Genomic DNA, 23,189 nt, shown 5'->3' with positions numbered 1-23,189 from the left:
GCCCCCGTAGACTTCCCCGACGTGGCACTCACCATCGGCATCGTCGGCCTGCCCAACGTCGGCAAGTCCACCCTCTTCAACGCGCTGACGCGCGCGCAGGTCCTCGCGGCGAACTACCCGTTCGCGACGATCGAGCCCAACGTCGGCGTCGTCCCGCTGCCGGACCCCCGGCTGGAGACGCTCGCGGAGCTCTTCGGTTCCGAGCGGATCCTGCCCGCGACCGTGTCGTTCGTCGACATCGCGGGCATCGTCAAGGGCGCCAGCGAGGGCGAGGGCCTGGGCAACAAGTTCCTCGCCAACATCCGCGAGGCCGACGCGATCTGCCAGGTCACCCGCGCGTTCGCCGACCCGGACGTCGTGCACGTGTCCGGCGCCGTCAACCCGAAGGACGACATCGAGATCATCGCCACCGAGCTGATCCTCGCGGACCTGCAGACCCTCGAGAAGGCGATCCCGCGCCTCGAGAAGGAGGTCCGTGCGAAGAAGGCGGACGCCGGCCTGCTCGCCGCGGCGCAGGAGGCGTTCGCGATCCTCGAGACCGGCCAGACGCTCGCGCAGAGCGGCAAGAAGATCGAGCACCTCGACGAGCTCCAGCTCATGACGAGCAAGCCGTTCATCTACGTCTTCAACACCGACGACGCCGGCCTGGCCGACACCGCGATGCAGGACGAGCTCCGCGCGCTCGTCGCCCCCGCCGACGCCATCTTCCTCGACGCCAAGTTCGAGTCCGAGCTGGTCGAGCTGGAGCCCGACGAGGCCCGCGAGATGCTCGCCGACAACGGCCAGGAGGAGGCCGGTCTCGACCAGCTGGCCCGCGTCGGCTTCCACACGCTCGGCCTGCAGTCGTACCTGACCGCCGGCCCCAAGGAGTCTCGCGCCTGGACGATCCACCGGGGCTGGACCGCCCCGCAGGCCGCCGGCGTGATCCACACCGACTTCCAGAAGGGCTTCATCAAGGCGGAGGTCATCTCGTTCGACGACCTCGTCGCCGCCGGCTCCGTCGCCGCCGCCCGCGCCGCCGGCAAGGCCCGCATCGAGGGCAAGGACTACGTCATGGCGGACGGCGACGTGGTCGAGTTCCGGTTCAATGTGTGACCGTCTCGGGCTAACCGTCGACAGGGACTGCGTTCCGGAGAGTGGCGTTGCGTCGAGCCAGCTCGGTCTGGAGTGCCTCGATCTGCGCCTCGACCTCGGCTGTCGCTGACATCGTTGTCCGGGACCAATCGCTAGGGCGCCTGAAGTCCTTGATGTTCAGGTAGACGATTCCAACGCACCCCGTGGCTGCCGCGACCGCGACGCTGATTGCGACGACGGAGTCACCCCGAGCCGACTTGAATCCGAAATCGAACACGAGCAGAGCGGTTTCCGCGAGCTCTACACACATTTTCGCCATTCGCAGAGGGACGTCGGTACATGTGCGCTGAAGGTTGAGCGCTTCGCGCGTCTTCTTGTCGGCAAGCCTTTCGTCACCGGCCGACCTGGCCGCGTCACGCGCTTGGCGGGCGCGGATGACCTTGTCGAACTGGAACGAATCTTCCTGGAAGTCAACGCGAAGCTGGGCCTCTATCTCGTAGACGCGCTCTTCCAAGGCTGCGGTTAGGTTCGTGTCGTCGTAGCCTTCATGCCCCGCAGTGAGCGCCATGACGGTATGAATGAGGGCAGCCGACAGGAGGCCGCCGAGTGCTGCGGCACTCCCGGATCCCGGCTTGTGCTGGCCAGCCCCGAACCGCTTGAGAAGTTCATCGGTCGGGAGGCCGATGAAGTCCTCCATCATGCGGAAAGGGTACATTTTCGCCTCGAGGCCGAGGGGGTGAATCGCGGTCTAGACGCCCTTGTCATCTCTGGGGCACGACGGGGCCTGACTGGATGTAAGACTTCTCGGAGCTGCCGTTGGTCGGCCGCTCCATGCGTTTGAGTTCAGATCTTGCGCTTTTCGTCGATAGCAGGCGGCATCACGCACCGTCGTTCGCTACCTGCTGCTGACCTCGTGCCCTTGATGCGCGAGGTCGTCTTGTAGGGGCTGCGAAGCCGACTGGCACCCGTCGGCCGCGCGGCGACCCAGCCTTCCGTGCAGTGACGTAAAGCCAGACGTGGCAGGCCGACGATGGAGATTGGTGGTACCTCGCTAGGGCGGACTGCGATGTTGATCGGCGACGCGACGTGGTGGAGTTCCGCTTCAACGTGTAGCGGCGATCCGCCCAGGGCGGCCCGGGTCAAATTCCCCCGCTCGGTCGTAGAATTCGACCGTCGGCTCCGATTGGCGACGGGTGCTTTCGGTGGACAGTTCAGACACCCCGTGGTTCTCCGCGAGGTCAGCAGGCTGACCCATGGTGGACAACGGGGCGATCCCAGAGGACCAGCTCCGGGCTCTCTCGACCCCGGGCTCGTTGCTCCCTGCCGCAGCGGCCTCGTTCGAGCAGCTCCTCAGAGAGGCTGCCGCCGACGGGCAGCCGCTCACCGGGACCGAGGCCGCGATCGAGGCGTACCGGCCACTGTCGCAGCAGGTCTCGCTCTTCACGGACCGCTACCAGACGGCGTTCTGCGAGTTCAAGCCCGGCAGGGTGGATCGCCGCGTCTTCGGCGACGTCCCGCACTTCCGGAGACCCGGCCAGGCCGCGGCGGCGGTCCCCGGCGAGTCGAACCACGGCTTCGGCAACGCGGTCGACTTCCAGAACCTCGGGGGAGACGGCGGCCCGGGCCACAGGTGGATGACCGAGCACGCACCCGCGCACGGCTGGTCGAACGACGAGGGAATGTCCGTCGAGGAACCACACCACTGGGTCTTCGTCGCTGACCTGGACCCGCTCGCCACGGAGGAGGAGGACGACATGACCCCTGAACAGGAACGGCTGCTCCTTGATGTGCATGCCGCGCTGGGCGCCGGTGGCGCCCAGGGTATGGAGGCAGCCGAGACAGTCCTCGGGGTCGCACGAACCATCCGAGCAAGCACCACGGGCGTCCCGGAGGCTTTCGGCCATCTCGTCCGCGTGGTCGAGGCAGTGCCGGCCGCCACCTGGTCGACGCTGGTCCAGCGCACGACGGGCGACGTCGCAGCGCTCCAGGAGCTGGCCGACATCAAGACCTTCCTGCTGAACATGCCCCCCACGACTGTCGACGTCGACGAGGCAGCACTGGCCGCGTCCCTCGCTCCGCTGCTGGAGCAGGCCGCGAACACCCTGAGCGACGAGGCTCTGGACGACCTCATCGCGAAGCTCGCCGCAGTCAAGGCTCACCGGAGCGGCTGACCGCTCGACGCCCCCATCGAGCGAACAACCCACGCACCCGCGAGGAGCGCTACCGTCGCGCGCATGGACACGGACGCCCAGTACCAGGTCGTGGCTCAGCGGCGGATGCAGTGGGACAACCTCGTGTGGCAGGTGCCGTTGCTGAGCCTGACGGCGCAGGCGTTCCTCTTCGCGATCGTGCTCGGCCGGGACACGACGTCGCTCGCGAGGGTCGACTCCGGGCTCCTCTCGTTCGTCGTGACCGTCCTGTCCATCACGCTGATGGCGCGCCACCGGCAGGCGGAGATCGCCGATGCGCACTGGCTCGAGGAGTACGAGAAGGCCAGGTTCGGGGCCTCTGTCCACGGGGAGTCGTTCCGCGCGGCCCGGGACAAGATCGTCCTGCGGGGCAGGCTCGAGTCGCGCGTGCCGATGTGGCCGCAGTTCCGGGTCTGGATCATCGGCATGTCGGCGTTCGGGCTCGTCGCTGCCGTGGTCGTCGTGCTGTCGATCGTGCAGGCGATCCGCGGCACCGCCTGAGTCCGGGCTCAGGCCGGAGCGAGCAGGTCTGGTCCGAGCTCGTCGACGGACCGCACGCCCGACAGCGCCATCGTCAGGTCGAGCTCGGCCCAGACGTGCTGCATCACGGCGCGCGCACCTTCCGCGCCGGCGAGCGCCAGACCGTAGACCCACGGCCGTCCGACGAGCACTGCCGTCGCCCCGAGAGCGAGCGCCGTGACGACGTCGGCGCCGCTGCGGATGCCGCTGTCGAAGAGCACGGGGACCTTGTCGCCGACCACCTCGACCACCGCGGGGAGGGCGTCGAGCGAGCCGATCGCGCCATCGATCTGCCGCCCACCGTGGTTGGACACGACGATCCCGTCGACGCCGTGCTCGAGGGCGAGGGCGGCGTCGCCCGGGTGCTGGATGCCCTTGAGCACGATCGGCAGGGACGTCCGCTCGCGCAGCCGTGCCAGGTCGGACCACGTGAGGGACGAGCGGGAGAAGACGTCGAGGAACGTCTCGACGGCGGACCGGGGGAGCGGCGAGCGGAGGTTGTCGCGCGTCCGGCCGGGGTAGTGGCGTGCCATCGAGTGCAGCGCGCGCACGGCTGCGGGGGTCGGGCGGGGAGTCGGCTCGTCGTTCGGGACCCGCGCCTCGACCAGCCGACGGAAGGCCGGGTCGCTCGTGTACTGGGCGATGCCCTCGGCGCGCGCGAACGGCAGGTAGGCGAGGTCCAGGTCGCGGGTGCGCCAGCCGAGCACGTGCGTGTCGAGCGTGACGACGAGCGCGTCGCTGCCGATCGCCTCCGCGCGCGACACGAAGGAGTCGACGACGTCGTCGTCCTTGCTCCAGTAGAGCTGGAACCAGCGCGGTGCGCCCCCGAGCGTCCGGGCGACGTCCTCCATCGGGACGGAGGCCTGCGACGAGATCACCATCGGCAGGTCCAGCGCCCGCGCTGCGCGGGCGACGGCGTGGTCGGCGTCGCGGTGCGCCAGCTCGAGCACGCCGATGGGCGCGAACAGGAGCGGGGCGGGCAGCCGGCGACCGAACAGCTCCACCGACGTGTCTCGGTGCTCGACGTCGACGAGCATCCGCGGCACGATCCGGTGCCGGTCGAAGGCGTCACGGTTGGCCTGCACGGTGCGCTGCCGGCCTGCGCCGCCCGCGACGTAGGCCCAGGCCACGTCGCTCATCCGGGCACGCGCCGCGGTCTCGAGCGCCTCGGGCTCGACCGGGACGACGGGCCTGCGGCCGAACACCCCCGCGCGGTAGATGCGGGACTGGACCGTCCGCCCGACGGCAGCAGCGGTCCGGTGGTCGGCGTCGTCGCTCACCCTGCGCAGTCTGCACCAGGGTCTGCGCCGGCCGGTCCCGGTCGGGACCGGCCGGGCATGGGTCAGCGGGTGACGGAGCGGCGACCGCCGACGCGGATCCAGATCAGCAGCACGATGATCGCGCCGATGATCGACCCGATGATCCCGGACGGCTGGAGGAAGCCGTCGGAGGCGTCGTCGCGGAAGAACAGGTAGCCGAGGAAGCCGCCGACGAACGAGCCGATGATCCCGATGACGATCGTCATGGCGATCGACAGGTCCTGCTTGCCCGGCACGATCAGGCGCGCGAGCAGCCCGGCGACGAGCCCGACGATGATGATGGTGACGATGAGTCCCAGCATGGTGGTGCCTCTCTGCGAACGGTTGTGTCACTCCCAGAACACCACCCCTAGGGCGGGTGCAGTACACCCCTAGGGGGGTCTACGGTCGCAGCATGCCTGCACCCATCACCGTCGCCCTGGTCGACGACTACGACGTCGTGGTGATGGGCGTCGCGAAGATCCTCGACCAGTACGGGGACCGCGTCGTGGTGGCCGAGATGGACACCAACAGCCCGCTCAGCGACACCGTCGACATCGTGCTCTACGACGCGTTCGCGCAGCCCGAGTCCGACCAGCAGGAGATCGGCGTCCTGCTGCGCAACCCCCGCGCTCGCCGGGTGGTGGTCTTCACGTGGAACTTCCATCCCGACCTCGTCGCCGCAGCCCGCGAGCAGGGCGTGCGCGGGTACCTGTCCAAGGCGCTGCCGGCGCGTGAGCTCGTCGCGGCCCTCGAGGCCGTCCACGCCGGCGAGGTCGTCGTCAGCGAGGTCCCCGGCCGCGCACGCCCGGCCAACGGCCTGGACTGGCCGGGGCGCGACGAGGGTCTGACGGACCGTGAGTCGGAGATCCTCGCCCTGATCACGCAGGGCCTGAGCAACGCCGAGGTGGCCGCGCACACCTACCTCAGCCCGAACACGGTGAAGTCCTACATCCGCTCGGTCTACCGCAAGATCGGGGTGGAGAGCCGCACGAAGGCGGTCCTGTGGGGCGTGGACCACGGGTTCGTCCCGGACCACCGGCGCATCGACCACTGGCGCGGGGGACCGTAAAGACGGAGACGGCGTGCCCGCGTCGGACCTAGCGTCCCGCGCATGGCAGACGACGGATTCGAGGTCCCGCGCCTCGCACAGCTCTACGACCCGCTCGACCCGGACCGCGGCGACCTCGACGTGTACGCGGCGATCGTCGACGAGCTCGGGGCCCGCAGCGTCCTGGACGTCGGCTGCGGGACGGGGACGTTCGCGCTCCTGCTGGCGGCGCGGGGGATCGACGTGGTCGGCGTGGACCCCGCGGAGGCGTCGCTCGACGCGGCGCGGGGCAAGCCCGGGTCGGACGCGGTCCGGTGGGTGCACGGTGACGCGACGAGCCTGGGGGACGTGCGGGTCGACGTCGCGACGATGACCGGGAACGTCGCGCAGGTGTTCGTCGCCGACGAGGAGTGGGTGGCGACGCTCGACGCCCTGCACGCCGCCCTGGTCGAGGGCGGTCACCTGGTGCTCGAGACGCGTCGTCCGGAGCGCGAGGCGTGGCGGGAGTGGACGCGCGAGGCGACGCACCAGGTCACGGAGGTCGACGGGGTCGGGTCGGTCGAGACGTGGGTCGACGTGACGGAGGTCGCCGGTGACCTGGTGACGTTCCGCGCGACGTGGGTGTTCGGGTCGGACGGGGCGGTGCTGACCTCGGACTCGACGCTGCGGTTCCGAGACCGGGCCACCGTCGGGCGGACCCTGGAGGCGGCGGGCTTCGACGTGGTCGACGTGCGCGAGGCACCGGACCGTCCGGGCAAGGAGCTGGTGTTCGTCGCCCGCCGTCAGCCGTAGACCCGCGCGCGGTGCGCGGCGAACTGCCGCCGGCCGACCAGCCGCCACAGCACGCGGGCCGGCACCGGCAGGTTGGTGCGCAGCCAGCCGGCGCGCTCGTCGGCGGGCACGACCTCGAGGATCCAGCCGAGCTGCAGGAGCATCCGCTCCTTCGGGATCGAGGCCATGCCGTGCTCGTGCAGCAGGCTCCACTCCCGCTGCGACATCACCGTCGACGCCGTCGGGAGGATCTGCGTCTCCTCCTGGCCGAGGTGCGCCAGGAGGGTGTCCCGCACCTCGTCGAGCAGCGCGGCGACGGCGTCGCGCTCGTCGGCGCCGGCGTGCTCCTCCCACGCGTCCATGAGGCCGCCGAGACGCTCCAGCTGCTCGGCCGTGGCGGCGTGCTGGGAGCGCATCAGGCCGACGTGCAGCGCGCAGGCGGGCGCGCGCTGCTCGAGGGTGTCCCAGAGCAGCAGGTCCTCGCCCTCGTGGTGGTGGTGCAGGGCCGCGGCCACCTCCCGGACGTGGTCGGCGACGGGCAGCATCCGGGCGGTGTCTCCGTCGGCGACCCCGCGGACCAGGACCGGGGCGTCGGTGAACGCGCGGCGGAACAGCGCGTGGATGGTGAGCATGTCGGAGGTGTCGCAGCCGAGCGTCTCGGTGCTCGTGGTGGTGGTCATCGTGCGGCTCGCTCTCGTGGTCGGGACTCCGGTGCGTCACCAGTAAAACCAGTACGCTGGTGATGACTATGGTGGCGAGGCGCTGACGACGTCAAGGGAGGTGCTGTGCCGGACCAGCTGCTGCGGTGGGTCGAGCTCGGGAGCGAGCCGGGCGTCGCGCCGGGAGCGCTCGAGCGTGTCCGCGCGCTCCTCAACACCGACGACCGCTTCCACGGCGTCGACCGCCTGGCGGGTGGGCCCGACGGCCTCGTGACGTTCCGCGACGTCCTGCGTCGGTATCTCGAGTCCGGCGACGCCGCCGAGCTCGACGTGCTCGCGGCCGCCCGCCCGCTGGTGGTCGCGTTCGGGGGCGGGGCGGCGACGCTCAGGGCCGCCGGTCCCGACGACGGGGTCACCGGGCTGCTCGCCGACGTGCACGGCGCCCACGCGGCGGGGGAGTGGCCGCGCCTCAAGGCGTGCGCGAACCCCGACTGCCAGTGGGTCTACTACGACAGCTCACGCAACCGGTCCGGCCGCTGGTGCTCGATGAACGAGTGCGGCGACGTGATGAAGGCCCGCGCGTACCGGCGCCGGGCCCGTCAGGCCTGAGGCCGCAGGAGCGAGTACATGTCCATGTCCCGGCGCTCGTCGCCGACCTTCTGCCACGACCGCAGGAGCCCCTCGCGCACGAAGCCCGCGCTCGTCGCGGTGCGCGCGGAGGCCACGTTCCAGGGCTCGACGTAGAGCTCGAGCCGGTCGACGCCGCGCACGGTGACCGCCCACCGCGCCACCGTGCGCAGGGCGTCCCCGGCGAGCCCGCGACCGCGTCGCGAGCGGGCGATCCAGTACCCCACGGCCGCGCGGCCGAGGTCGACGTCACGCAGCCCGACGTAGACGTGCCCGACGGCGATGTCGGTCGACCGCTCCGCGACCGCGAACGCGTAGCCGGTGCCGGCCGCGAGGCGGTCGCCCTGCCGCGCGATGAAGGAGAGGCACGCGTCGTCGTCGCCGTGCGCCGGCACGGACGAGATGAGAGGGATCAGCGGGTCGACCGTCGCCTCGCGGACGAGCGGGAGGTCGGCGGGGGAGAAGGCGCGCAGGCGGACCGCGTCCCCGTCGAGGGTCGGCAGGACGAGCGCCGTGCTCATGCGGGGGCCAGCCGGAACACCCGCAGCTCGCGGTCGGTGCGGTCGGCGTAGTCCGCGTACGCGGGCCACACGGCGAGCAGCGCGCCGAGCAGACGGGCGCGTTCGTCCGCGTCGGCGAGCGTCGCGACGACCGGGGTGGTGCGGCCCGCGATGGTGACGCTGGCGTGCGGGTCCGCGAGGAGGTTCCCCGACCACGCCGGGTGGCGCTCCTGCCCCCAGTTGGACCCGATGAGCACCCAGCCGTCGCCGTCGACCGCGTACAGCAGGACGGCCTCGCGTGGCTCACCGGAGGTCCGGCCGGTCGTCGTGAGGACGAGGTGGGGGAGCGTCGGCCTGCCCAGGACGCTGAGCCGGCCGCGGCTCGCGCGGTGCAGCCAGCGGTCGATCCGGGAGGTCGCCCGGCCGATCCGGGCGAAGCCACGGGTGCGTCCGACCCGGCGGACGATTGCGGTGAAGCCCATCGGGCCAGTGTCGCCGACGCGGACCGGCGTCGTCGGAGAAAACCGCAGGTGGGGCGGTATGTCCGCTTGTCCGCGGCGTTGCTATAGCAGGAGTTCCCCGGATGGTGTCTGATGGTGCTGTCGCAGGCGCGCCGCACGCAAGGCAGCGGGAAGGCATCGGGTGCGCCGGGCGACGGGTTCCAGATGGTGAGACGTACCGCTCAGTATCAATCGCGTAACAATCGGGTTGCGCTCTGTGAACTGTCCGTTTTGTCCACTATTCCCTTGACTACCGTGTCGCCACACCCCGGCGGACCTCTGGACCGCGTGCTGGTCGCCCAGCACCTCAGAGCCCACCACCCTTCTCGGGAGGAAAATTGAGGATCACACGCAAGGCCGCGTTCGCTGCGGTCGCCGCGACGAGCGTGCTCGCCCTCGCGGCCTGCTCCGGTACCGGTAGCAGTGACGACGAGACCGACGACGCTGGCATCAACACCGAGACGGCGATCAACATCGCCTGGAACCAGCCGTTCTACTCGGCCAACGGCACGAGCATCACCGGCAACGCGACGGCGAACAACATCATCCTGTACATGCTCAACTCGGAGTTCAACTACTACGACCCCGACCTGAGCCTCGTCCAGAACACCTCGTTCGGCAGCTACGAGAAGATCTCCGACGACCCGCTGCAGGTCAAGTACACGTACGCCGACACCGCGAAGTGGTCCGATGGCACGCCGGCCGGACCGGCCGACCTCCTCCTGGAGTGGGCCGCGCAGAGCGGCAAGTTCAACAACGTCGAGGCCGAGTACGACGAAGAGGGCAACATCTCGAACCAGGACGCCCTGGACGCCGGTGTCTACTTCGACGCCGCCGACCCGTCCGTCGCTCTCATCGAGGAGACGCCGGAGATCGACGGCAACTCGATCACGCTGACCTACACCAAGCCGTTCGCGGACTGGGAGACGGCCATCGACCAGAACCTGCCGGCGCACATCGTCGCGCAGCGCGCCCTCGGCATCGAGGACGCGGAGGAGGCGACCGACGCGCTCGTGTCCGCCATCCAGGACAACACGGTCGACGACCTCTCGAAGATCGCCAAGGTCTGGAGCACCGACTGGAACTACGCGTCGATGCCGTCCGACGAGGACCTCCTCGTCACCAGTGGCGCGTACAACATCTCGGAGTTCGAGCAGGACCAGTTCATCACCCTGACCGCCAACGAGAACTTCGAGGGCGACAACAAGGCCGTCTTCAACAAGGTCACGGTCCGCTGGAACGGCGACCCGATGGGCCAGGCGCAGGCGCTGCAGAACGGTGAGGTCGACCTCATCAACCCGCAGGCCACGGCGGACTTCAAGACCGCCGTCGAGGCCATGGACGGCATCGAGGTCTCGAGCGGGCCCGAGGGCACGTACGAGCACGTCGACCTGCAGTTCACCAACGGTGGCCCGTTCGACCCGGCGACCTACGGTGGCGACGCGGAGAAGGCCAAGAAGGTTCGCCAGGCGTTCCTCAAGACCATCCCGCGTGAGCAGATCCTCGAGAACCTGATCAAGCCGCTCGACCCCGAGGCGGAGATCCGCAACTCGTACACGCAGGTTCCCGGCTCGCCGATGTACGACCCCATCGTCGAGGCGAACGGCCAGGCCGAGACGTACGCGACGGACATCCCCGGCGCCACCGCTCTGCTCGCCGAGGCCGGCGTGCCGGCCGTGACGGTCCGTCTGCTCTTCGACCCGGCCAACACGCGCCGGCAGAACGAGTACGAGCTCATCAAGGCGTCGGCCGCCCAGGCCGGCTTCGACGTCCAGCCCTACCAGGTCCAGACGGACTGGGGCACGGACCTCTCGAACGCGACGAGTTTCTACGACGCGGCCCTCTTCGGCTGGCAGTCGACGTCCACGGCCGTCACGGCCTCGGACGCGACGTACCGCACGGCGGCGACGAACAACTACTACGGGTACTCCAACCCGGAGGTTGACGCGTTGTTCGACGAGCTCCAGACCGCCACGGAGCCGGAGGACCAGGAGCGCATCCTGGCCGAGATCGAGACGCTGATCGTCGACGACGCGTTCAGCGTGACGATCTTCCAGTTCCCGGGCGTCACCGCCTGGAACCCGGAGAAGATCGGCAACGTCTCGAAGCTGACGATCGCGCCGACGATCTTCTACGGCTTCTGGGAGTGGACGCCGGGCGCCGCTGCGTCCGAGTGATCCACGGTTCCTCCGCTGGGCTCCGAGCCCGGCGGAGGAACCTCCCGGTCAGACGTCACCGGGGCGCCGGCACCACCATTCCCGGCGCCCCGGTGACGTGCCTGTGGTCGTTCGACCCCGGCCCGCGGTCGCCTCGGGGATACGATCCCCCCGACCAGTGGTGCCCGATCCCAGCGAGGTAGCCCACCCGTGCTGAACTTCCTCCTCCGCCGCATCCTGGCGGGTCTGGCCACGCTCTTCGTGGCTCTGTTCCTGATGTTCCTCCTGGTCAGCGCAGCGATCAATCCGCTCCAGGACCTGCAGGAGAGCACCGCGCCGAACAAGGCGCAGCTCATCGCCGCCCGCATCGAGCTGTTGAACCTGGACACCAACGTCGTGGTCCGGTTCTTCCAGTGGCTGGGCAACGTGGTCACCGGCGACTTCGGCATCGCATGGCGCTCGATGCAGCCGGTCAAGGACCTCCTCGCGCACGCCATCGGCTCGACGCTGCAGCTCGTCACCGCCGCGACGGTGCTGTCCCTCGTCATCGGTGTCACCGTCGGCATCGTCAGCGCCCTGCGCCAGTACAGCGGCTTCGACTACGGGATCATCTTCCTGTCGTTCCTGCTGTACTCGCTGCCCTCGTTCTGGGTCGCCGTCCTGCTCAAGCAGTGGGCCGCGATCGGCTTCAACGACTTCCTCAAGGACCCGGTGATCTCCTGGTCGGTGATCGCGGGCATCGCCCTGATCGCGGGACTGTTCTGGTCGCTCGCCGTCGGCGGGCGTGCCGCACGCCGCTGGCAGGTCTTCGGGGTCGCCTTCGCCGCGACGTTCGCGATGTTCGCCTACCTCCAGCTCTCCGGCTGGTGGGAGCGTCCGCAGATCGGCCCGATCCTGCTGCTGATCCTCGCGGGCGGCTCCGCGGTCGCGATCGCTGCGGTCTTCGCGGGCGTGCACAACCGGCGCGCCATGTGGACCGGGCTGACGACGGTCGGGGTCGGTCTCGCGCTGTACCTGCCGATGCAGGTCGTCTTCGACTCGATCGAGCCGAACAACTGGATCATCTTCCTGCTCGGCCTGATCGCCATGGCCGTCGGGTTCCTGATCGGCCGGCTCTACGGCGGGCCGGACTGGGGCATCTCCGCTCGCACGGGCGCCGCGGTCGCGTTCATCACCGGTGGGCTGATCTTCATCGACCAGGTCATGCAGGTCTGGCCGCCGTACTTCCGCGCGCTGAGCGGGCGGCCCATCCCGACGTTCGGTGACCGCACCCCGGGACTGGGCGGCAACTACTGGGTCGGCGTGCTGGACTCGTTCACGCACCTTCTGCTGCCCACCGCGACGCTCGTGCTCATCGCGTTCGCCGCGTACACGCGGTACTCGCGCTCGAGCATGCTCGAGGTGATGAGCCAGGACTACATCCGCACCGCACGGGCCAAGGGCCTGCCGGAGCGCGCCGTCGTGGTCCGGCACGGGTTCCGCAACACCCTCATCCCGCTCGCGACCATCGTGCCGATCGACATCATCACGCTCATCGGTGGAGCGGTCATCACCGAGGCGGTGTTCGCGCGGCCCGGCATGGGCCAGCTGTTCGTGCGCTCCCTCGGTGACGCCGAGATCGAGCCCGTCATGGGCTACCTGCTGATCACGGCCACGCTCGCCATCATCGCCAACATCGTCGCGGACATCGTCTACGCGTCGATCGACCCGAGAATCCGGTTGGACGCATGAGCACCTCCACGCACCCCGAGACCCCGTCGTCGGGCGACACCGTCGAGAACGCGATCGAGCTCCAGGACGTCGTGGGGCTCTCCCAGGGGCAGATCGTCCGCCGCCGGTTCTTCCGGCACAAGGGTGCGCTCGTCGGCCTGGCGGTCCTGGGCGGCACCATCCTGCTGGCGATCACCTCCGTGGGCATCGGGCCCATCCCCGGCTGGTGGATGTGGACCGGGTACGAGACCGGGAACCCGATGTCGAACCCGGGCGGGGCGCCGACGCTGTCGGTGATCCCGCCGGTGTGGGGCGACCACCCGTTCGGTCAGGACGAGCTGGGCCGCGACATCTTCGCCCGGGTCATGCACGGCGTGCAGACCTCGCTCATGGTCATGTTCGTGATCGGCATCGTGGCGGGCGTGATCGGCGTGCTCGTCGGCGCCATCGCCGGCTACTACCGCGGCGGTCGCGACACGGTCCTGATGCGGTTCACCGACCTCGTGATCACCGTGCCGACGATCGTCATCGGGGCCGTGATCGGCAAGCTCTCGGGCCAGATCAGTGCCCCCGTCTTCGCGATCTCGCTCGGGCTCATCCTGTGGACCACGCTGTCCCGGCTCGTGCGCGGCGAGTTCCTGGCCCTGCGGGAGCGGGAGTTCGTCGATGCCGCGCGGGTGGCCGGTGCCAGCAGCGGGCGGATCATCTTCAAGCACATCCTGCCCAACGCGATCGGGACGATCATCGTCAGCACCACGCTGCTGATGAGCTCGGCGATCCTGCTCGAGACTGCGCTGTCCTACCTCGGGTTCGGCATCAACCCGCCGACGATCTCGCTGGGCCAGATGATCCAGCAGTACCAGCAGGCCTTCTCCACCCGTCCCTGGCTCTTCTGGTGGCCCGGCATCTTCATCGTGATCATCGCGCTCAGCGTGAACTTCATCGGTGACGGCCTCCGGGACGCGTTCGACCCCCGCCAGAAGCGGATCCCGTCCGAGCGCAGGATGGCCAAGGCGATGGCCCAGGACGCCTCGACGGCGCGGGCCGGGCTCTCGCCCCTCCCGCAGTCCCTCGGCCACACCAACAACCCCACGGGTGGGTACGGGCTGTGACCGTGCGCAGCCCAGCGGACCGCTCAGGCGGTGGCCAGCACGGCCGCCGCCGCAGCGGTCAGCAACACGAGCGCCGCGATCGTCGCGACGTGCCAGTGGCGCTCCGGGCGGATGCCCCCGGCGGTGCGGGCCTGTTCCGCGTCGCGCAGGAAGCCGGCGTCGGCCAGCGCGCGGTGGCGGTCGCCGATCGCCGCCGCGACGTCCTCGGCGGTGCCGGGCAGCCGGGCGTCCTTCGTGGGAGCCACGACGACGTCCTCCGCCGAGCGATGCATCCGGGCAGCCGTGCCGCTCGACCGGGGTGCCGCCCAGGCGGTCACGTCGCCGTCGGTGGTGTGCAGGACCAGGGACCACTGCACGGTCAGCCCGCGGTAGGTGGGCCAGGGGACGTGCGTGCTGCGCAGCGGGTTGCGGACCAGCACCCCGCCGTCGCTCACCACGACCACCGGACGCCAGAACAGCGCCCACACGGCGAGCACGATCGCGCCGGCCAGGGGCAGCGCCCGGACCACCTCTCCGAGGCCGTCCTGCAGGGCCACCGCAACCACGGCGACGAGGCCGACGACGCCCGCGGCGACCGTCAGCGCACGGCCGTACCTCGACGAGAACTCCAGAGTGGGACGCACATGCCCATGCTCGCAGAACCGCAGGTGGTGGCCGTCCTGACCGGACGTGCCCACCGTGCGCAGGAAGGAACCTGATGGCCATCGACATCTCGGACGCCCCGCCGCCCACCGACACCCGCACGCCCGTTCTGCAGGTGCGGGACCTCGGCGTCGACTTCTACGTGGACGGCACCTGGTACCCGGCTGCGGAGGGCATCAGCTACGACGTCCGTCCGGGCGAGGTGCTCGCGATCGTCGGCGAGTCCGGCTCCGGCAAGACGCAGTCGTCGATGGCCCTCATGGGGCTGCTCCCGCCGAACGGCCGCGCCCGCGGGTCGGCTGTGATCGGGGACCGCGAGCTCATCGGGATGCCGGCGCACAAGCTGCGCCGGATCCGCGGCAAGGAGATCGCGATGATCTTCCAGGAGCCGATGACCGCGCTGAACCCGGTCTTCACCATCGGCTTCCAGATCGTCGAGACGCTGCGCACGCACTTCGAGATGGGTCCGGCGGACGCGCGCGCCCGGGCGCTCGAGCTGCTCCGCCTGGTCGAGATCCCCAACCCCGAGACCCGCATCGACGCCTACCCGCACCAGCTGTCCGGTGGGCAGCGGCAGCGCGCGATGATCGCGCAGGCGCTGGCGTGCGACCCGAAGCTGCTCATCGCGGACGAGCCGACCACGGCCCTCGACGTCACCGTGCAGGCCGAGATCCTCAAGCTCATGCGCGACCTGCGCTCGCGCATCGACTCGGGCATCGTGCTGATCACCCACGACATGGGCGTCGTCGCCGACATGGCGGACACGATGATCGTGATGAAGGACGGCAAGGTCGTCGAGCAGGGTGACGCTCGCCAGCTGTTCGCCGCACCGCAGCACCCGTACACGATCAAGCTGCTCGACGCGGTGCCGCACCTCGGCCGCAGCGGCGAGGCGCTGGCGGCGGAGCGGTCGGGCACCACGACCAGCCCGGTCGACGCCCCCGTGGTCGTCGACGAGCGTGTGGTCGTCCTCGAGGCCGAGCAGATGGTCATCGAGTACCCGGGCCGCCGTCGCACGCCCGCGTTCCGCGCGGTCGACGGGGTGGACCTGACCATCCGCGCCGGTGAGGTCGTCGGGCTGGTCGGCGAGTCCGGGTCGGGCAAGACCACGATCGGCCGCGCGGTCGTCGGGCTGCTGCCGGTGACGTCCGGGTCGTTGAAGATCGTCGGCCAGGACATGGTCGGCGCCTCGAACAAGGACCTCAAGCCGCTGCGGACCAAGGTCGGCATCGTCTTCCAGGACCCGGGCTCCTCGCTCAACCCGCGCCTGCCCATCGGCGAGTCCATCGCCGAGCCGCTCCTGCTGCACCGCGGGCTCAAGGGCACCGCGATGTCGAAGGCGGTCGAGACGCTGCTGGACCAGGTCCAGCTGCCGCGCGCCATGCGCAACCGGTACCCGCACGAGCTGTCCGGCGGTCAGCGCCAGCGCGTCGGCATCGCGCGGTCGCTGGCGCTGGAGCCGGCCCTGCTGGTGGCCGACGAGCCGACGTCCGCGCTCGACGTCTCGGTGCAGGCGACGGTGCTCGCCCTGTTCCAGGACCTGCAGCGCGAGCACGGCTTCGCCTGCCTGTTCATCAGCCACGACCTCGCCGTCGTGGAGATGCTCGCTGACCGCATCGCGGTCATGCACAACGGCAAGCTGGTCGAGGTGGGGGAGACCTCGCAGGTGGTCAACCACCCGCAGGACCCGTACACGCAGCGCCTGCTCGCGGCCGTGCCGGTGCCGGACCCCGCCGCGCAGCAGGCCCGTCGGGAGGCGCGCGACGCGCTCCTCGAGGCGCAGCGCGACGAGCTCGAGCGCGACGAGCTGCTCCACGCCCAGGACGCCGAGAAGATCGACGCGCACGACATCACCGACGTCGACAACGAGCGGATGACCGGCCGCGGGTTCTGATCGCCGCGGCCACGCCGAACAAGCACAGCGAGCGCCGTCCCCCCGGGGGACGGCGCTCGCGGCGCGTCCGCCTCTCTTCTGCCGGTTCCGGCGGATGTGTCCGGCATGGTTGACCTTCGGGTGGAAACGACCGATACCTCGGTGACGGGGTGCGGTGGTCCGCCTCGACGGTGTCGGTCTGCGGGAGGCGTGCGGTGCTCAAGGGTTCACGGTTCGGGGTCGTCGCGCTGGTCGCGCTCGTGGCGGTCGGCGGCTGCACGCAGGAGGCGCCCCAGCCGGACCGGACGGGCACGGTGGTCGTGACGGTGGGGATGCCGTTCACGTCGCTGAACGCGGGCACCCCCGAGGGCCGGGCACCCGGCAGCACGCTGGTCCGGTCGCTGGTGCAGGCCGGGTTCGTCTCGCTCGACGAGGACGGCACGGCGGTGCTCGACGAGGGCTTCGGCACCGTCGAGAAGGTCAGCGACGCGCCCCTGACGGTCACGTACACGATCGACCCGTCGGCCACCTGGTCCGACGGGACGCCGGTGACGCCCGCCGACCTGCTGCTCGAGTGGGCGGCGCGCAGCGGCCAGCTCGACGACGTGACCCCTGAGCTCGACGCGCAGGGCGGGATCACCAACGACGACGAGCTCGACGCCGGGGTGGCGTTCGCGGCGGCGTCGCCGGCCCTCGTGCAGGCGCAGCAGGTGCCGACCGTGGCCGGAGCCACGCTGACCCTGGTCTACGCGTCCCCCGTGCCGGACTGGCAGGTGGCCCTCGACGTCAACGTCCCCGCGCACGTGGTCGGACAGGTGGCGCTGGGGGTCGAGGACCCGACGGAGGCCGCGGCCGCGGTCTCGGCGGCGATCGTCGGGGAGGACAAGGCGGCACTGAGCTCGATCTCCGCGGCCTGGCGGACGGACTTCGACGCCGACTCCCTCGCGCAGCACGTCGACCAGGCGGTCTCGACGGGTCCGTACGCGGTGGACGTCATCGTGCCGGGCGAGCGCGTCGAGCTGGTCCGCAACGACGAGTACCAGGGCGACGGCGCCGCGAGCTACGACCGCGTGGTGGTGCGCAGCGACCTGGAGCCGCTGGCGCAGGTCGAGGCGCTCGCTGCCGGAACGGTCGACGTGGTGGCCCCGACGGACACGAGGGACGTGCTCGACGCGCTCGGCGAGGTGACCGGCGCCGACGTGCGCACCGGCGGCGACAGCACGCTCCAGCTGCAGGTCCAGGCGGCGGGGACCGGTGCCTTCGACCCCGCCACGTACGGCGGGGACGCCGCGGTCGCGGCGGCGGTCCGCCAGGCGTTCCTGCTGACGGTGCCCCGGGACGCCCTCGTCTCGACGGTCGTCGCGCCGCTGTGGCCGGAGGCGGTCGTCGCGACGGCGCTGCTGCCGACCGTGGGGCCGGACGCCGGGGGTGACGTGGCACCGAGCGGCCCGGCGGACATCGCGGGGGCTCGGCGGCTGCTGGACGACGCAAACGTCACGGAGCCGGTGACCGTGCACGTGCTGGTCAACACCACGGACCCGTTGCGTGCCGCGATGCTCGCGCTCATCACTGAGTCGGCGTCCGACGTCGGGTTCGAGGTCGAGCCGTACACCCCGGTCGACGGCCTCGGCCCGGACCTCGTGGGCGCGCCCGACGCGTGGGACGCGGCACTGGTGCCAGTGCCGCAGTCGGACCTGCCCGTCGACTCGGTGCTGTCGCGGTGGCGGACCGGGGGCGCGACGAACGTCACCGGCTGGTCGGACCCGGCGACGGACGCCGCCGCGGGGACGCTCGCGCAGACGCTCGACCCGGACGCGTTCGAGGACCGGCTGGCGGGTGTCGCGGAGAGTCTCGACGCCGGCGGTGCGGTGCTCTCGCTCGTGCGGCAGCCCGTCGTCGTCGCCACGCGCGGGTCGGCCGCACCGACGGCGGGGGCCACCCCGGCGGCTCCCGACGTGGAGCCGCTGGCGCTCGGTCGGGCGGACCTGACCGACTGGTGGGCCTGGGCGCGCACCGGCTGACGTGGGTCTGGTCACCTTCTGACGCCTCGGTACGGGTCTGCGGGTAGAATCGATCGGCGCGACCGGCGACCCGGCGCGCTCCCCACCTTCTGAGATGAGTTCCCCCATGTCTGAGCCCACGTCTGCGCCGACAGGCACGAGCGTGCGCAACGACCTGCGCAACGTCGCCATCGTCGCTCACGTCGACCACGGCAAGACGACGCTGGTCGACGCCATGCTGTGGCAGTCCGGATCCTTCGGCTCCCACGCCCACGTCGACGAGCGCGCGATGGACTCGGGTGACCTGGAGCGCGAGAAGGGCATCACGATCCTCGCCAAGAACACGGCGATCCGGTACACGGGTCCCGCGGCGGCGGAGATCGGCGAGCCCGGCGGCATCACCATCAACGTCATCGACACCCCCGGTCACGCCGACTTCGGCGGCGAGGTCGAGCGCGGCCTGTCCATGGTCGACGGTGTCGTCCTGCTGGTGGACGCATCCGAGGGCCCGCTGCCCCAGACGCGCTTCGTGCTGCGCAAGGCGCTCGTCGCCAAGCTGCCCGTGATCCTCGTCGTGAACAAGACCGACCGTCCCGACGCACGGATCACCGACGTCGTGCACGAGGCGACCGACCTGCTGCTGGGCCTGGCGTCCGACCTGCACGAGGACGTCCCGGACCTGGACCTCGACGCGATCCTCGACGTGCCCGTCGTGTTCGCCGCCGCCAAGGCCGGTCGCGCGTCGCTGAACCAGCCCGCCGACGGTGGCCTGCCGGACGCGGAGAACCTCGAGCCGCTGTTCAAGACCATCCTCGAGCGGATCCCCGCGCCCACCTACACCGAGGGCGCGCCGCTGCAGGCGCACGTCACCAACCTCGACGCGTCGCCGTTCCTCGGCCGCCTGGCGCTGCTGCGCGTCTTCAACGGCACCATCCGCAAGGGTCAGACCGTCGCGTGGGCCAAGGCCGACGGCACCATGCAGAACGTGAAGATCACCGAGCTGCTGGAGACCAAGGCGCTCGAGCGCGTCAGCACCGACTCGGCGGGCCCCGGTGACATCGTCGCCGTCGCCGGCATCGAGAACATCACCATCGGCGAGACCCTCACGGACCCCGACGACCCGCGTCCGCTGCCGCTCATCACGGTCGACGACCCCGCGATCTCCATGACCATCGGGATCAACACGTCCCCGCTGGCCGGCCGCGGCGGCAAGGGCCACAAGGTCACGGCCCGCCAGGTCAAGGACCGTCTGGACAAGGAGCTCGTCGGCAACGTCTCGCTCCGCGTCCTGCCCACCGAGCGCCCCGACGCCTGGGAGGTCCAGGGCCGCGGAGAGCTCGCGCTGGCCATCCTGGTGGAGCAGATGCGCCGCGAGGGCTTCGAGCTGACCGTCGGCAAGCCGCAGGTGGTCACCAAGAAGGTCGACGGCAAGACGCACGAGCCCGTCGAGCGGATGACCATCGACGTCCCCGAGGAGTACCTCGGCGCCGTGACGCAGCTGCTCGCGCAGCGCAAGGGCCGCATGGAGACCATGTCGAACCACGGCACCGGCTGGGTCCGCATGGAGTTCCTGGTCCCGGCGCGTGGCCTCATCGGCTTCCGCACGCGGTTCCTCACGGACACGCGCGGCACGGGCATCGCGTCCTCGATCTCCGAGGGCTACGAGCCGTGGGCCGGCCCGATCGAGACCCGCATCAACGGTTCGCTCGTCGCCGACCGTTCGGGCCCCGTCACGCCGTTCGCGATGATCAACCTGCAGGAGCGCGGCTCGTTCTTCGTCCAGCCGACGCAGGAGGTCTACGAGGGCCAGATCGTCGGTGAGAACTCGCGCAACGAGGACATGGACGTGAACATCACCAAGGAGAAGAAGCTCACGAACATGCGGTCCGCGACGGCCGACAACTTCGAGAACCTCATCCCCCCGCGCAACCTCACGCTCGAGGAGTCCCTCGAGTTCGCCCGCGAGGACGAGTGCGTCGAGGTGACGCCGACCGTCGTGCGCATCCGCAAGGTCGTCCTCGACCAGACCGAGCGTGCGCGCATCACCGCCCGTTCCAAGCGCGCCTGAGTTGAGCTCGTCTGGCGGCCTCGTCGCGGTGCACGCGCACCCCGACGACGAGTCGCTCGCGACCGGCGCGCTGCTCGCCACCTGGGCAGCCGCCGGTCGTCCTGTCACGGTCGTGACCTGCACGCGCGGTGAGCGCGGCGAGGTCATCGGCGAGCGCCTGGCCCACCTCGAGGGGGACGGGCCGGCGCTCGCCGAGCACCGCGACCACGAGCTGGGCCGCGCGCTCGCCGCCCTCGGCGTGCGGGACCGCGGGTATCTCGACCTGATCCCCGGCGGGACCGACCAGCGGTTCGAGGACTCCGGCATGGCGTGGGTGGGCACCGGTCGCGCCGGGCTTCCCGACGAGGTCCCCGACGGCGCGTTCGTCGGCGTCGGTCTCGAGGAGGCCGCCGAGCGGCTCGCCCGAGTGATCCGGTCCCGTCGCCCCGACGTGGTCGTCACGTACGAGCCCGGCGGCGGCTACGGCCACCCCGATCACGTCCGCACCCACGAGGTGACGCAGTGGGCGGTCGACTTCGCCGGCTCGCGGCCCGACGAGACGTCCCCCGCGTTCGCCGTGCCCGTGGTGCTGTGGTCCGTGCAGGGGCGCCTCGCACTGCAGCGCGGCCTGCGGGCGCTGCGCGAGGAGGCGGTTCTCGCCGCGCTCGGGTCCCTGCACGACGACCTCGAGCTGCCGGACCCCGCCGCGGAGCTGCCGTCCGTCGCCGTCCCCGACGACGAGATCGAGGTCGAGGTCGACGTCCTGCCCGTGCGCGACCGCGTCCTGGACGCTCTGCGCGCGCACGCCACCCAGGTGCAGGCGATCCGCGCCGTCGACGACGACCGTGGCCTCGTCGCCTGCTACGCGCTCAGCAACCGCGTCCTGGCGCCGGTCCTGCCCACGGAGACCTACCGGCGGGCGACGGGCGGCTCGGCCGCCGAGATCGTCTGGCCCGTCGGCGTCCGCCCGGTAACGTGACGCGCGTGCAACGCCTCTCCGCCGGTGCGATCGGCTCGGCCGTCGCGGCCCTCCTGCTCGGGGTCGTCGTCGGCGCCCTCGGCACCGTGCTGCACCGCAGCATCCCGCCGTGGGGGGTCGTCATCTGCCTGACCCTCGCGTTCGTCGCCGCGGTCACCGTCCGCGCCTGGACCGGGTTCGTCGCGCTCGCGGGCTACGCCGTCGGGCTGCTCGTCACCGTCCAGCTGCTCACCCAGCAGGGCCCGGGCGGCGACGTCCTCGCGCCCGACGGGCAGGCGATCGGGTGGGTGTGGGTGCTCGGCTCGATCGCCGTGACCGCCGTCGCCGCCGTCCTGCCGCGCGGCCTGTTCGACGACACCCCGCGGTCACCGCGCACACCGACCTCTTCGCACGCACCGCGCACGCCGACCGCCGGGCCCGACGCCGTGGACCCCGCTCCGTGAGCGACCCGGACACCTTCCGCTCCGCCGTCGCACGCCTCCCGGCCGGGGTCGCCGTCATCACCCTGCGGTGGCGCGGCACCCTGCACGCCATGACCGCCAGCGCGATCACGTCCGTCTCCCTCGAACCGCCGATGCTCCTGTTCTGCGTGCACACCGACGCCCGGTTCCGCGACGCGCTCGACGAGGTGGACACCTGGTCCGTGAGCGTCCTGGCCGACGACCAGGGACCGACCGCCGACTGGCTGGCCTCGCCGGGCCGCCCTGCCGTCGACCAGCTCGCCCGCGTCCCGCACCGACCGGCACCCGTCTCGGACGCGGTGTGGGTCGACGGTGCCGCGGCGTGGTTCGACTGCCGGACCGACTCCGTGCACCGCGCCGGGGACCACGACGTCGTCGTCGGCTCCGTCCTGGTCGCGCAGCAGGGGGCGGCCGGTGCGGGCGGGCTCGTGCACCTGCGCGGACGTCTGCACCGCGTCCGCTGACCCGGCTCCACCCCTCTCCGGCGCCCACGGCCGCCGTTCGCGGAGCCCCGTCATGAGCGGTCCACGCGCCGTCACGTGCCGCGTCGGGTGAGAACGCCTACCCGTGCGTCGGCGTCGACAATTCGGTTCGCCCAGGCACGTAGACTCGCGCGGACGCGTTGTGCGTGTGTGGAGCAGCGGGGGAGCGGATGACTAACGGCACCGAGCGCGACGAGCCCGGACAGCGCAGCACGGACGGGCCCGACGGCACGGTTCCTGCACAGAGCAGCAGTCCGTCGTCGGACCCGGTCTGGCCCGTGTGGGGCGGGGGCACGGAGCCCGTCGCCGAGCCCGAGGCGCCGACGGACGAGCAGCAGGGTGGCGACGAGCCGACCGAGCCCGCTCCTGACGAGGCCGCTCCCGCCGAGCCTGCTGCCGACGAGGCTGGCGCCGACGAGGCGACCGTCGATGGTCCTCCCACCGACGACGACGCGATCCCGGGCGATCGCGCGGAGCCCGCCGCCGAGCCGGAGGTCGAGGACGAACCTGCCGACGAGTCGGTCGACGCCGACGTGTCC

Annotated in this window: 22 protein-coding genes and 1 pseudogene; 16 read left to right on the top strand and 7 right to left on the bottom strand. The window is 71.1% G+C overall.

Annotation, left to right across the window (positions count from 1 at the left end; all coding sequences use genetic code 11):
* Nucleotides 1-21: 21 nt before the first annotated feature.
* Nucleotides 22-1,095 carry a redox-regulated ATPase YchF gene (gene ychF, locus ACXJKF_RS11605; protein ID WP_456787871.1) on the top strand — a complete coding sequence of 358 codons (1,074 nt, stop codon included), beginning with the start codon at nt 22-24 and terminating at the stop codon, nt 1,093-1,095.
* A 10-nt stretch (nt 1,096-1,105) separates the two neighbouring features.
* Here the strand turns inward: ychF and ACXJKF_RS11600 are convergent, their stop codons facing one another.
* On the bottom strand, nt 1,106-1,774 hold the full coding sequence (locus ACXJKF_RS11600) for a cyclodeaminase/cyclohydrolase family protein (RefSeq protein ID WP_456787870.1): 669 nt from the start codon (nt 1,772-1,774) through the stop codon (nt 1,106-1,108).
* Nucleotides 1,775-2,327: 553 nt separating this feature from the next.
* Here ACXJKF_RS11600 and ACXJKF_RS11595 point away from each other — a divergent pair.
* Nucleotides 2,328-3,245: a D-alanyl-D-alanine carboxypeptidase family protein gene (locus tag ACXJKF_RS11595; RefSeq protein ID WP_456787869.1), complete on the top strand. Its 918-nt coding sequence runs from the start codon at nt 2,328-2,330 to the stop codon at nt 3,243-3,245.
* Between the two features lie 63 nt (nt 3,246-3,308).
* The gene (locus ACXJKF_RS11590) at nt 3,309-3,764 is read left to right on the top strand and encodes a hypothetical protein (RefSeq protein ID WP_456787868.1); all 456 of its coding nucleotides are present in this window, start codon (nt 3,309-3,311) and stop codon (nt 3,762-3,764) included.
* Between the two features lie 8 nt (nt 3,765-3,772).
* On the opposite strand, the gene ACXJKF_RS11585 is transcribed toward ACXJKF_RS11590, so the two are convergent.
* A complete protein-coding gene (locus ACXJKF_RS11585) occupies nt 3,773-5,062 on the bottom strand; it encodes a lactate 2-monooxygenase (RefSeq protein WP_456787867.1) in 1,290 nt (429 codons plus the stop codon).
* Nucleotides 5,063-5,124: 62 nt separating this feature from the next.
* The gene (locus ACXJKF_RS11580) at nt 5,125-5,403 is read right to left on the bottom strand and encodes a GlsB/YeaQ/YmgE family stress response membrane protein (RefSeq protein WP_456787866.1); all 279 of its coding nucleotides are present in this window, start codon (nt 5,401-5,403) and stop codon (nt 5,125-5,127) included.
* Between the two features lie 92 nt (nt 5,404-5,495).
* Here ACXJKF_RS11580 and ACXJKF_RS11575 point away from each other — a divergent pair, with 92 nt between their 5' ends.
* Both ACXJKF_RS11575 and ACXJKF_RS11570 read left to right on the top strand, forming a co-directional pair.
* Nucleotides 5,496-6,152, top strand: a complete 657-nt coding sequence (locus ACXJKF_RS11575; protein ID WP_456787865.1) for a LuxR C-terminal-related transcriptional regulator — start codon at nt 5,496-5,498, stop codon at nt 6,150-6,152.
* Nucleotides 6,153-6,194: 42 nt separating this feature from the next.
* Nucleotides 6,195-6,923, top strand: coding sequence for a class I SAM-dependent methyltransferase (locus ACXJKF_RS11570; protein ID WP_456787864.1), 729 nt, complete (start codon nt 6,195-6,197; stop codon nt 6,921-6,923).
* On the opposite strand, the gene ACXJKF_RS11565 is transcribed toward ACXJKF_RS11570, so the two are convergent.
* Entirely contained in the window at nt 6,914-7,582 is a 669-nt protein-coding gene (locus tag ACXJKF_RS11565) for a hemerythrin domain-containing protein (protein ID WP_456787863.1), read from the bottom strand. The genes ACXJKF_RS11570 and ACXJKF_RS11565 overlap by 10 nt on opposite strands.
* Nucleotides 7,583-7,687: 105 nt before the next feature.
* Between ACXJKF_RS11565 and ACXJKF_RS11560 the strand changes: the two genes are divergently transcribed.
* Complete coding sequence (locus ACXJKF_RS11560; protein ID WP_456787862.1) at nt 7,688-8,170, top strand: CGNR zinc finger domain-containing protein; 483 nt, start codon at nt 7,688-7,690, stop codon at nt 8,168-8,170.
* On the opposite strand, the gene ACXJKF_RS11555 is transcribed toward ACXJKF_RS11560, so the two are convergent.
* Nucleotides 8,161-8,709, bottom strand: a complete 549-nt coding sequence (locus ACXJKF_RS11555; protein WP_456787861.1) for a GNAT family N-acetyltransferase — start codon at nt 8,707-8,709, stop codon at nt 8,161-8,163. The genes ACXJKF_RS11560 and ACXJKF_RS11555 overlap by 10 nt on opposite strands.
* Nucleotides 8,706-9,170, bottom strand: coding sequence for a nitroreductase/quinone reductase family protein (locus ACXJKF_RS11550; RefSeq protein WP_456787860.1), 465 nt, complete (start codon nt 9,168-9,170; stop codon nt 8,706-8,708). Before ACXJKF_RS11550 ends, ACXJKF_RS11555 begins: the two co-directional genes overlap by 4 nt.
* 356 nt (nt 9,171-9,526) lie before the next feature.
* Between ACXJKF_RS11550 and ACXJKF_RS11545 the strand changes: the two genes are divergently transcribed.
* From ACXJKF_RS11545 to ACXJKF_RS11535, 3 genes are all read left to right on the top strand, one after another.
* Nucleotides 9,527-11,365, top strand: coding sequence for an ABC transporter family substrate-binding protein (locus tag ACXJKF_RS11545; RefSeq protein WP_456787859.1), 1,839 nt, complete (start codon nt 9,527-9,529; stop codon nt 11,363-11,365).
* Between the two features lie 189 nt (nt 11,366-11,554).
* Nucleotides 11,555-13,075, top strand: coding sequence for an ABC transporter permease (locus ACXJKF_RS11540; protein ID WP_456787858.1), 1,521 nt, complete (start codon nt 11,555-11,557; stop codon nt 13,073-13,075).
* The gene (locus tag ACXJKF_RS11535; protein ID WP_456787857.1) at nt 13,072-14,166 is read left to right on the top strand and encodes an ABC transporter permease; all 1,095 of its coding nucleotides are present in this window, start codon (nt 13,072-13,074) and stop codon (nt 14,164-14,166) included. The genes ACXJKF_RS11540 and ACXJKF_RS11535 overlap by 4 nt, the downstream gene beginning before the upstream one ends.
* A gap of 23 nt (nt 14,167-14,189) precedes the next feature.
* Here ACXJKF_RS11535 and ACXJKF_RS11530 read toward each other — a convergent pair whose 3' ends face one another.
* Entirely contained in the window at nt 14,190-14,789 is a 600-nt protein-coding gene (locus ACXJKF_RS11530; protein WP_456787856.1) for a PH domain-containing protein, read from the bottom strand.
* 74 nt (nt 14,790-14,863) lie between these two features.
* On the opposite strand from ACXJKF_RS11530, the gene ACXJKF_RS11525 reads away from it, so the two are divergent.
* From ACXJKF_RS11525 to ACXJKF_RS11495, 7 genes and pseudogenes are all read left to right on the top strand, one after another.
* Nucleotides 14,864-16,702, top strand: coding sequence for an ABC transporter ATP-binding protein (locus ACXJKF_RS11525; protein ID WP_456787855.1), 1,839 nt, complete (start codon nt 14,864-14,866; stop codon nt 16,700-16,702).
* A gap of 194 nt (nt 16,703-16,896) precedes the next feature.
* Nucleotides 16,897-18,702 (top strand): ABC transporter substrate-binding protein, encoded by a 1,806-nt coding sequence (locus tag ACXJKF_RS11520; protein ID WP_456787854.1) that lies wholly within the window; start codon nt 16,897-16,899, stop codon nt 18,700-18,702.
* 106 nt (nt 18,703-18,808) lie between these two features.
* The gene (typA, locus tag ACXJKF_RS11515; RefSeq protein WP_456787853.1) at nt 18,809-20,749 is read left to right on the top strand and encodes a translational GTPase TypA; all 1,941 of its coding nucleotides are present in this window, start codon (nt 18,809-18,811) and stop codon (nt 20,747-20,749) included.
* 1 nt (nt 20,750) lies between these two features.
* Nucleotides 20,751-21,707, top strand: coding sequence for an N-acetyl-1-D-myo-inositol-2-amino-2-deoxy-alpha-D-glucopyranoside deacetylase (gene mshB, locus ACXJKF_RS11510; RefSeq protein ID WP_456787852.1), 957 nt, complete (start codon nt 20,751-20,753; stop codon nt 21,705-21,707).
* 5 nt (nt 21,708-21,712) lie between these two features.
* Entirely contained in the window at nt 21,713-22,150 is a 438-nt protein-coding gene (locus tag ACXJKF_RS11505; RefSeq protein ID WP_456787851.1) for a DUF6113 family protein, read from the top strand.
* Nucleotides 22,147-22,632, top strand: a complete 486-nt coding sequence (locus ACXJKF_RS11500; RefSeq protein ID WP_456787850.1) for a flavin reductase family protein — start codon at nt 22,147-22,149, stop codon at nt 22,630-22,632. The genes ACXJKF_RS11505 and ACXJKF_RS11500 overlap by 4 nt, the downstream gene beginning before the upstream one ends.
* 188 nt (nt 22,633-22,820) lie before the next feature.
* Nucleotides 22,821-23,189: pseudogene (locus tag ACXJKF_RS11495) on the top strand (hypothetical protein); the annotation flags it as partial.

This window comes from Cellulomonas sp. P5_C5, assembly GCF_054049655.1.
This window is presented reverse-complemented; position numbering and strand designations above follow the sequence as displayed.

Excerpts from the sequence above, each read along its gene's own strand:
- ACXJKF_RS11555 (WP_456787861.1), bottom strand. The coding sequence starts at position 8,709 with ATGAGCACGGCGCTCGTCCTGCCGACCCTCGACGGGGACGCGGTCCGC.
- ACXJKF_RS11600 (WP_456787870.1), bottom strand. The coding sequence starts at position 1,774 with ATGATGGAGGACTTCATCGGCCTCCCGACCGATGAACTTCTCAAGCGG.
- ACXJKF_RS11525 (WP_456787855.1), top strand. The coding sequence starts at position 14,864 with ATGGCCATCGACATCTCGGACGCCCCGCCGCCCACCGACACCCGCACG.
- ACXJKF_RS11575 (WP_456787865.1), top strand. The coding sequence starts at position 5,496 with ATGCCTGCACCCATCACCGTCGCCCTGGTCGACGACTACGACGTCGTG.
- ACXJKF_RS11595 (WP_456787869.1), top strand. The coding sequence starts at position 2,328 with ATGGTGGACAACGGGGCGATCCCAGAGGACCAGCTCCGGGCTCTCTCG.
- ACXJKF_RS11535 (WP_456787857.1), top strand. The coding sequence starts at position 13,072 with ATGAGCACCTCCACGCACCCCGAGACCCCGTCGTCGGGCGACACCGTC.
- ACXJKF_RS11570 (WP_456787864.1), top strand. The coding sequence starts at position 6,195 with ATGGCAGACGACGGATTCGAGGTCCCGCGCCTCGCACAGCTCTACGAC.
- ACXJKF_RS11550 (WP_456787860.1), bottom strand. The coding sequence starts at position 9,170 with ATGGGCTTCACCGCAATCGTCCGCCGGGTCGGACGCACCCGTGGCTTC.
- ACXJKF_RS11580 (WP_456787866.1), bottom strand. The coding sequence starts at position 5,403 with ATGCTGGGACTCATCGTCACCATCATCATCGTCGGGCTCGTCGCCGGG.
- ACXJKF_RS11565 (WP_456787863.1), bottom strand. The coding sequence starts at position 7,582 with ATGACCACCACCACGAGCACCGAGACGCTCGGCTGCGACACCTCCGAC.
- ACXJKF_RS11590 (WP_456787868.1), top strand. The coding sequence starts at position 3,309 with ATGGACACGGACGCCCAGTACCAGGTCGTGGCTCAGCGGCGGATGCAG.
- typA (WP_456787853.1), top strand. The coding sequence starts at position 18,809 with ATGTCTGAGCCCACGTCTGCGCCGACAGGCACGAGCGTGCGCAACGAC.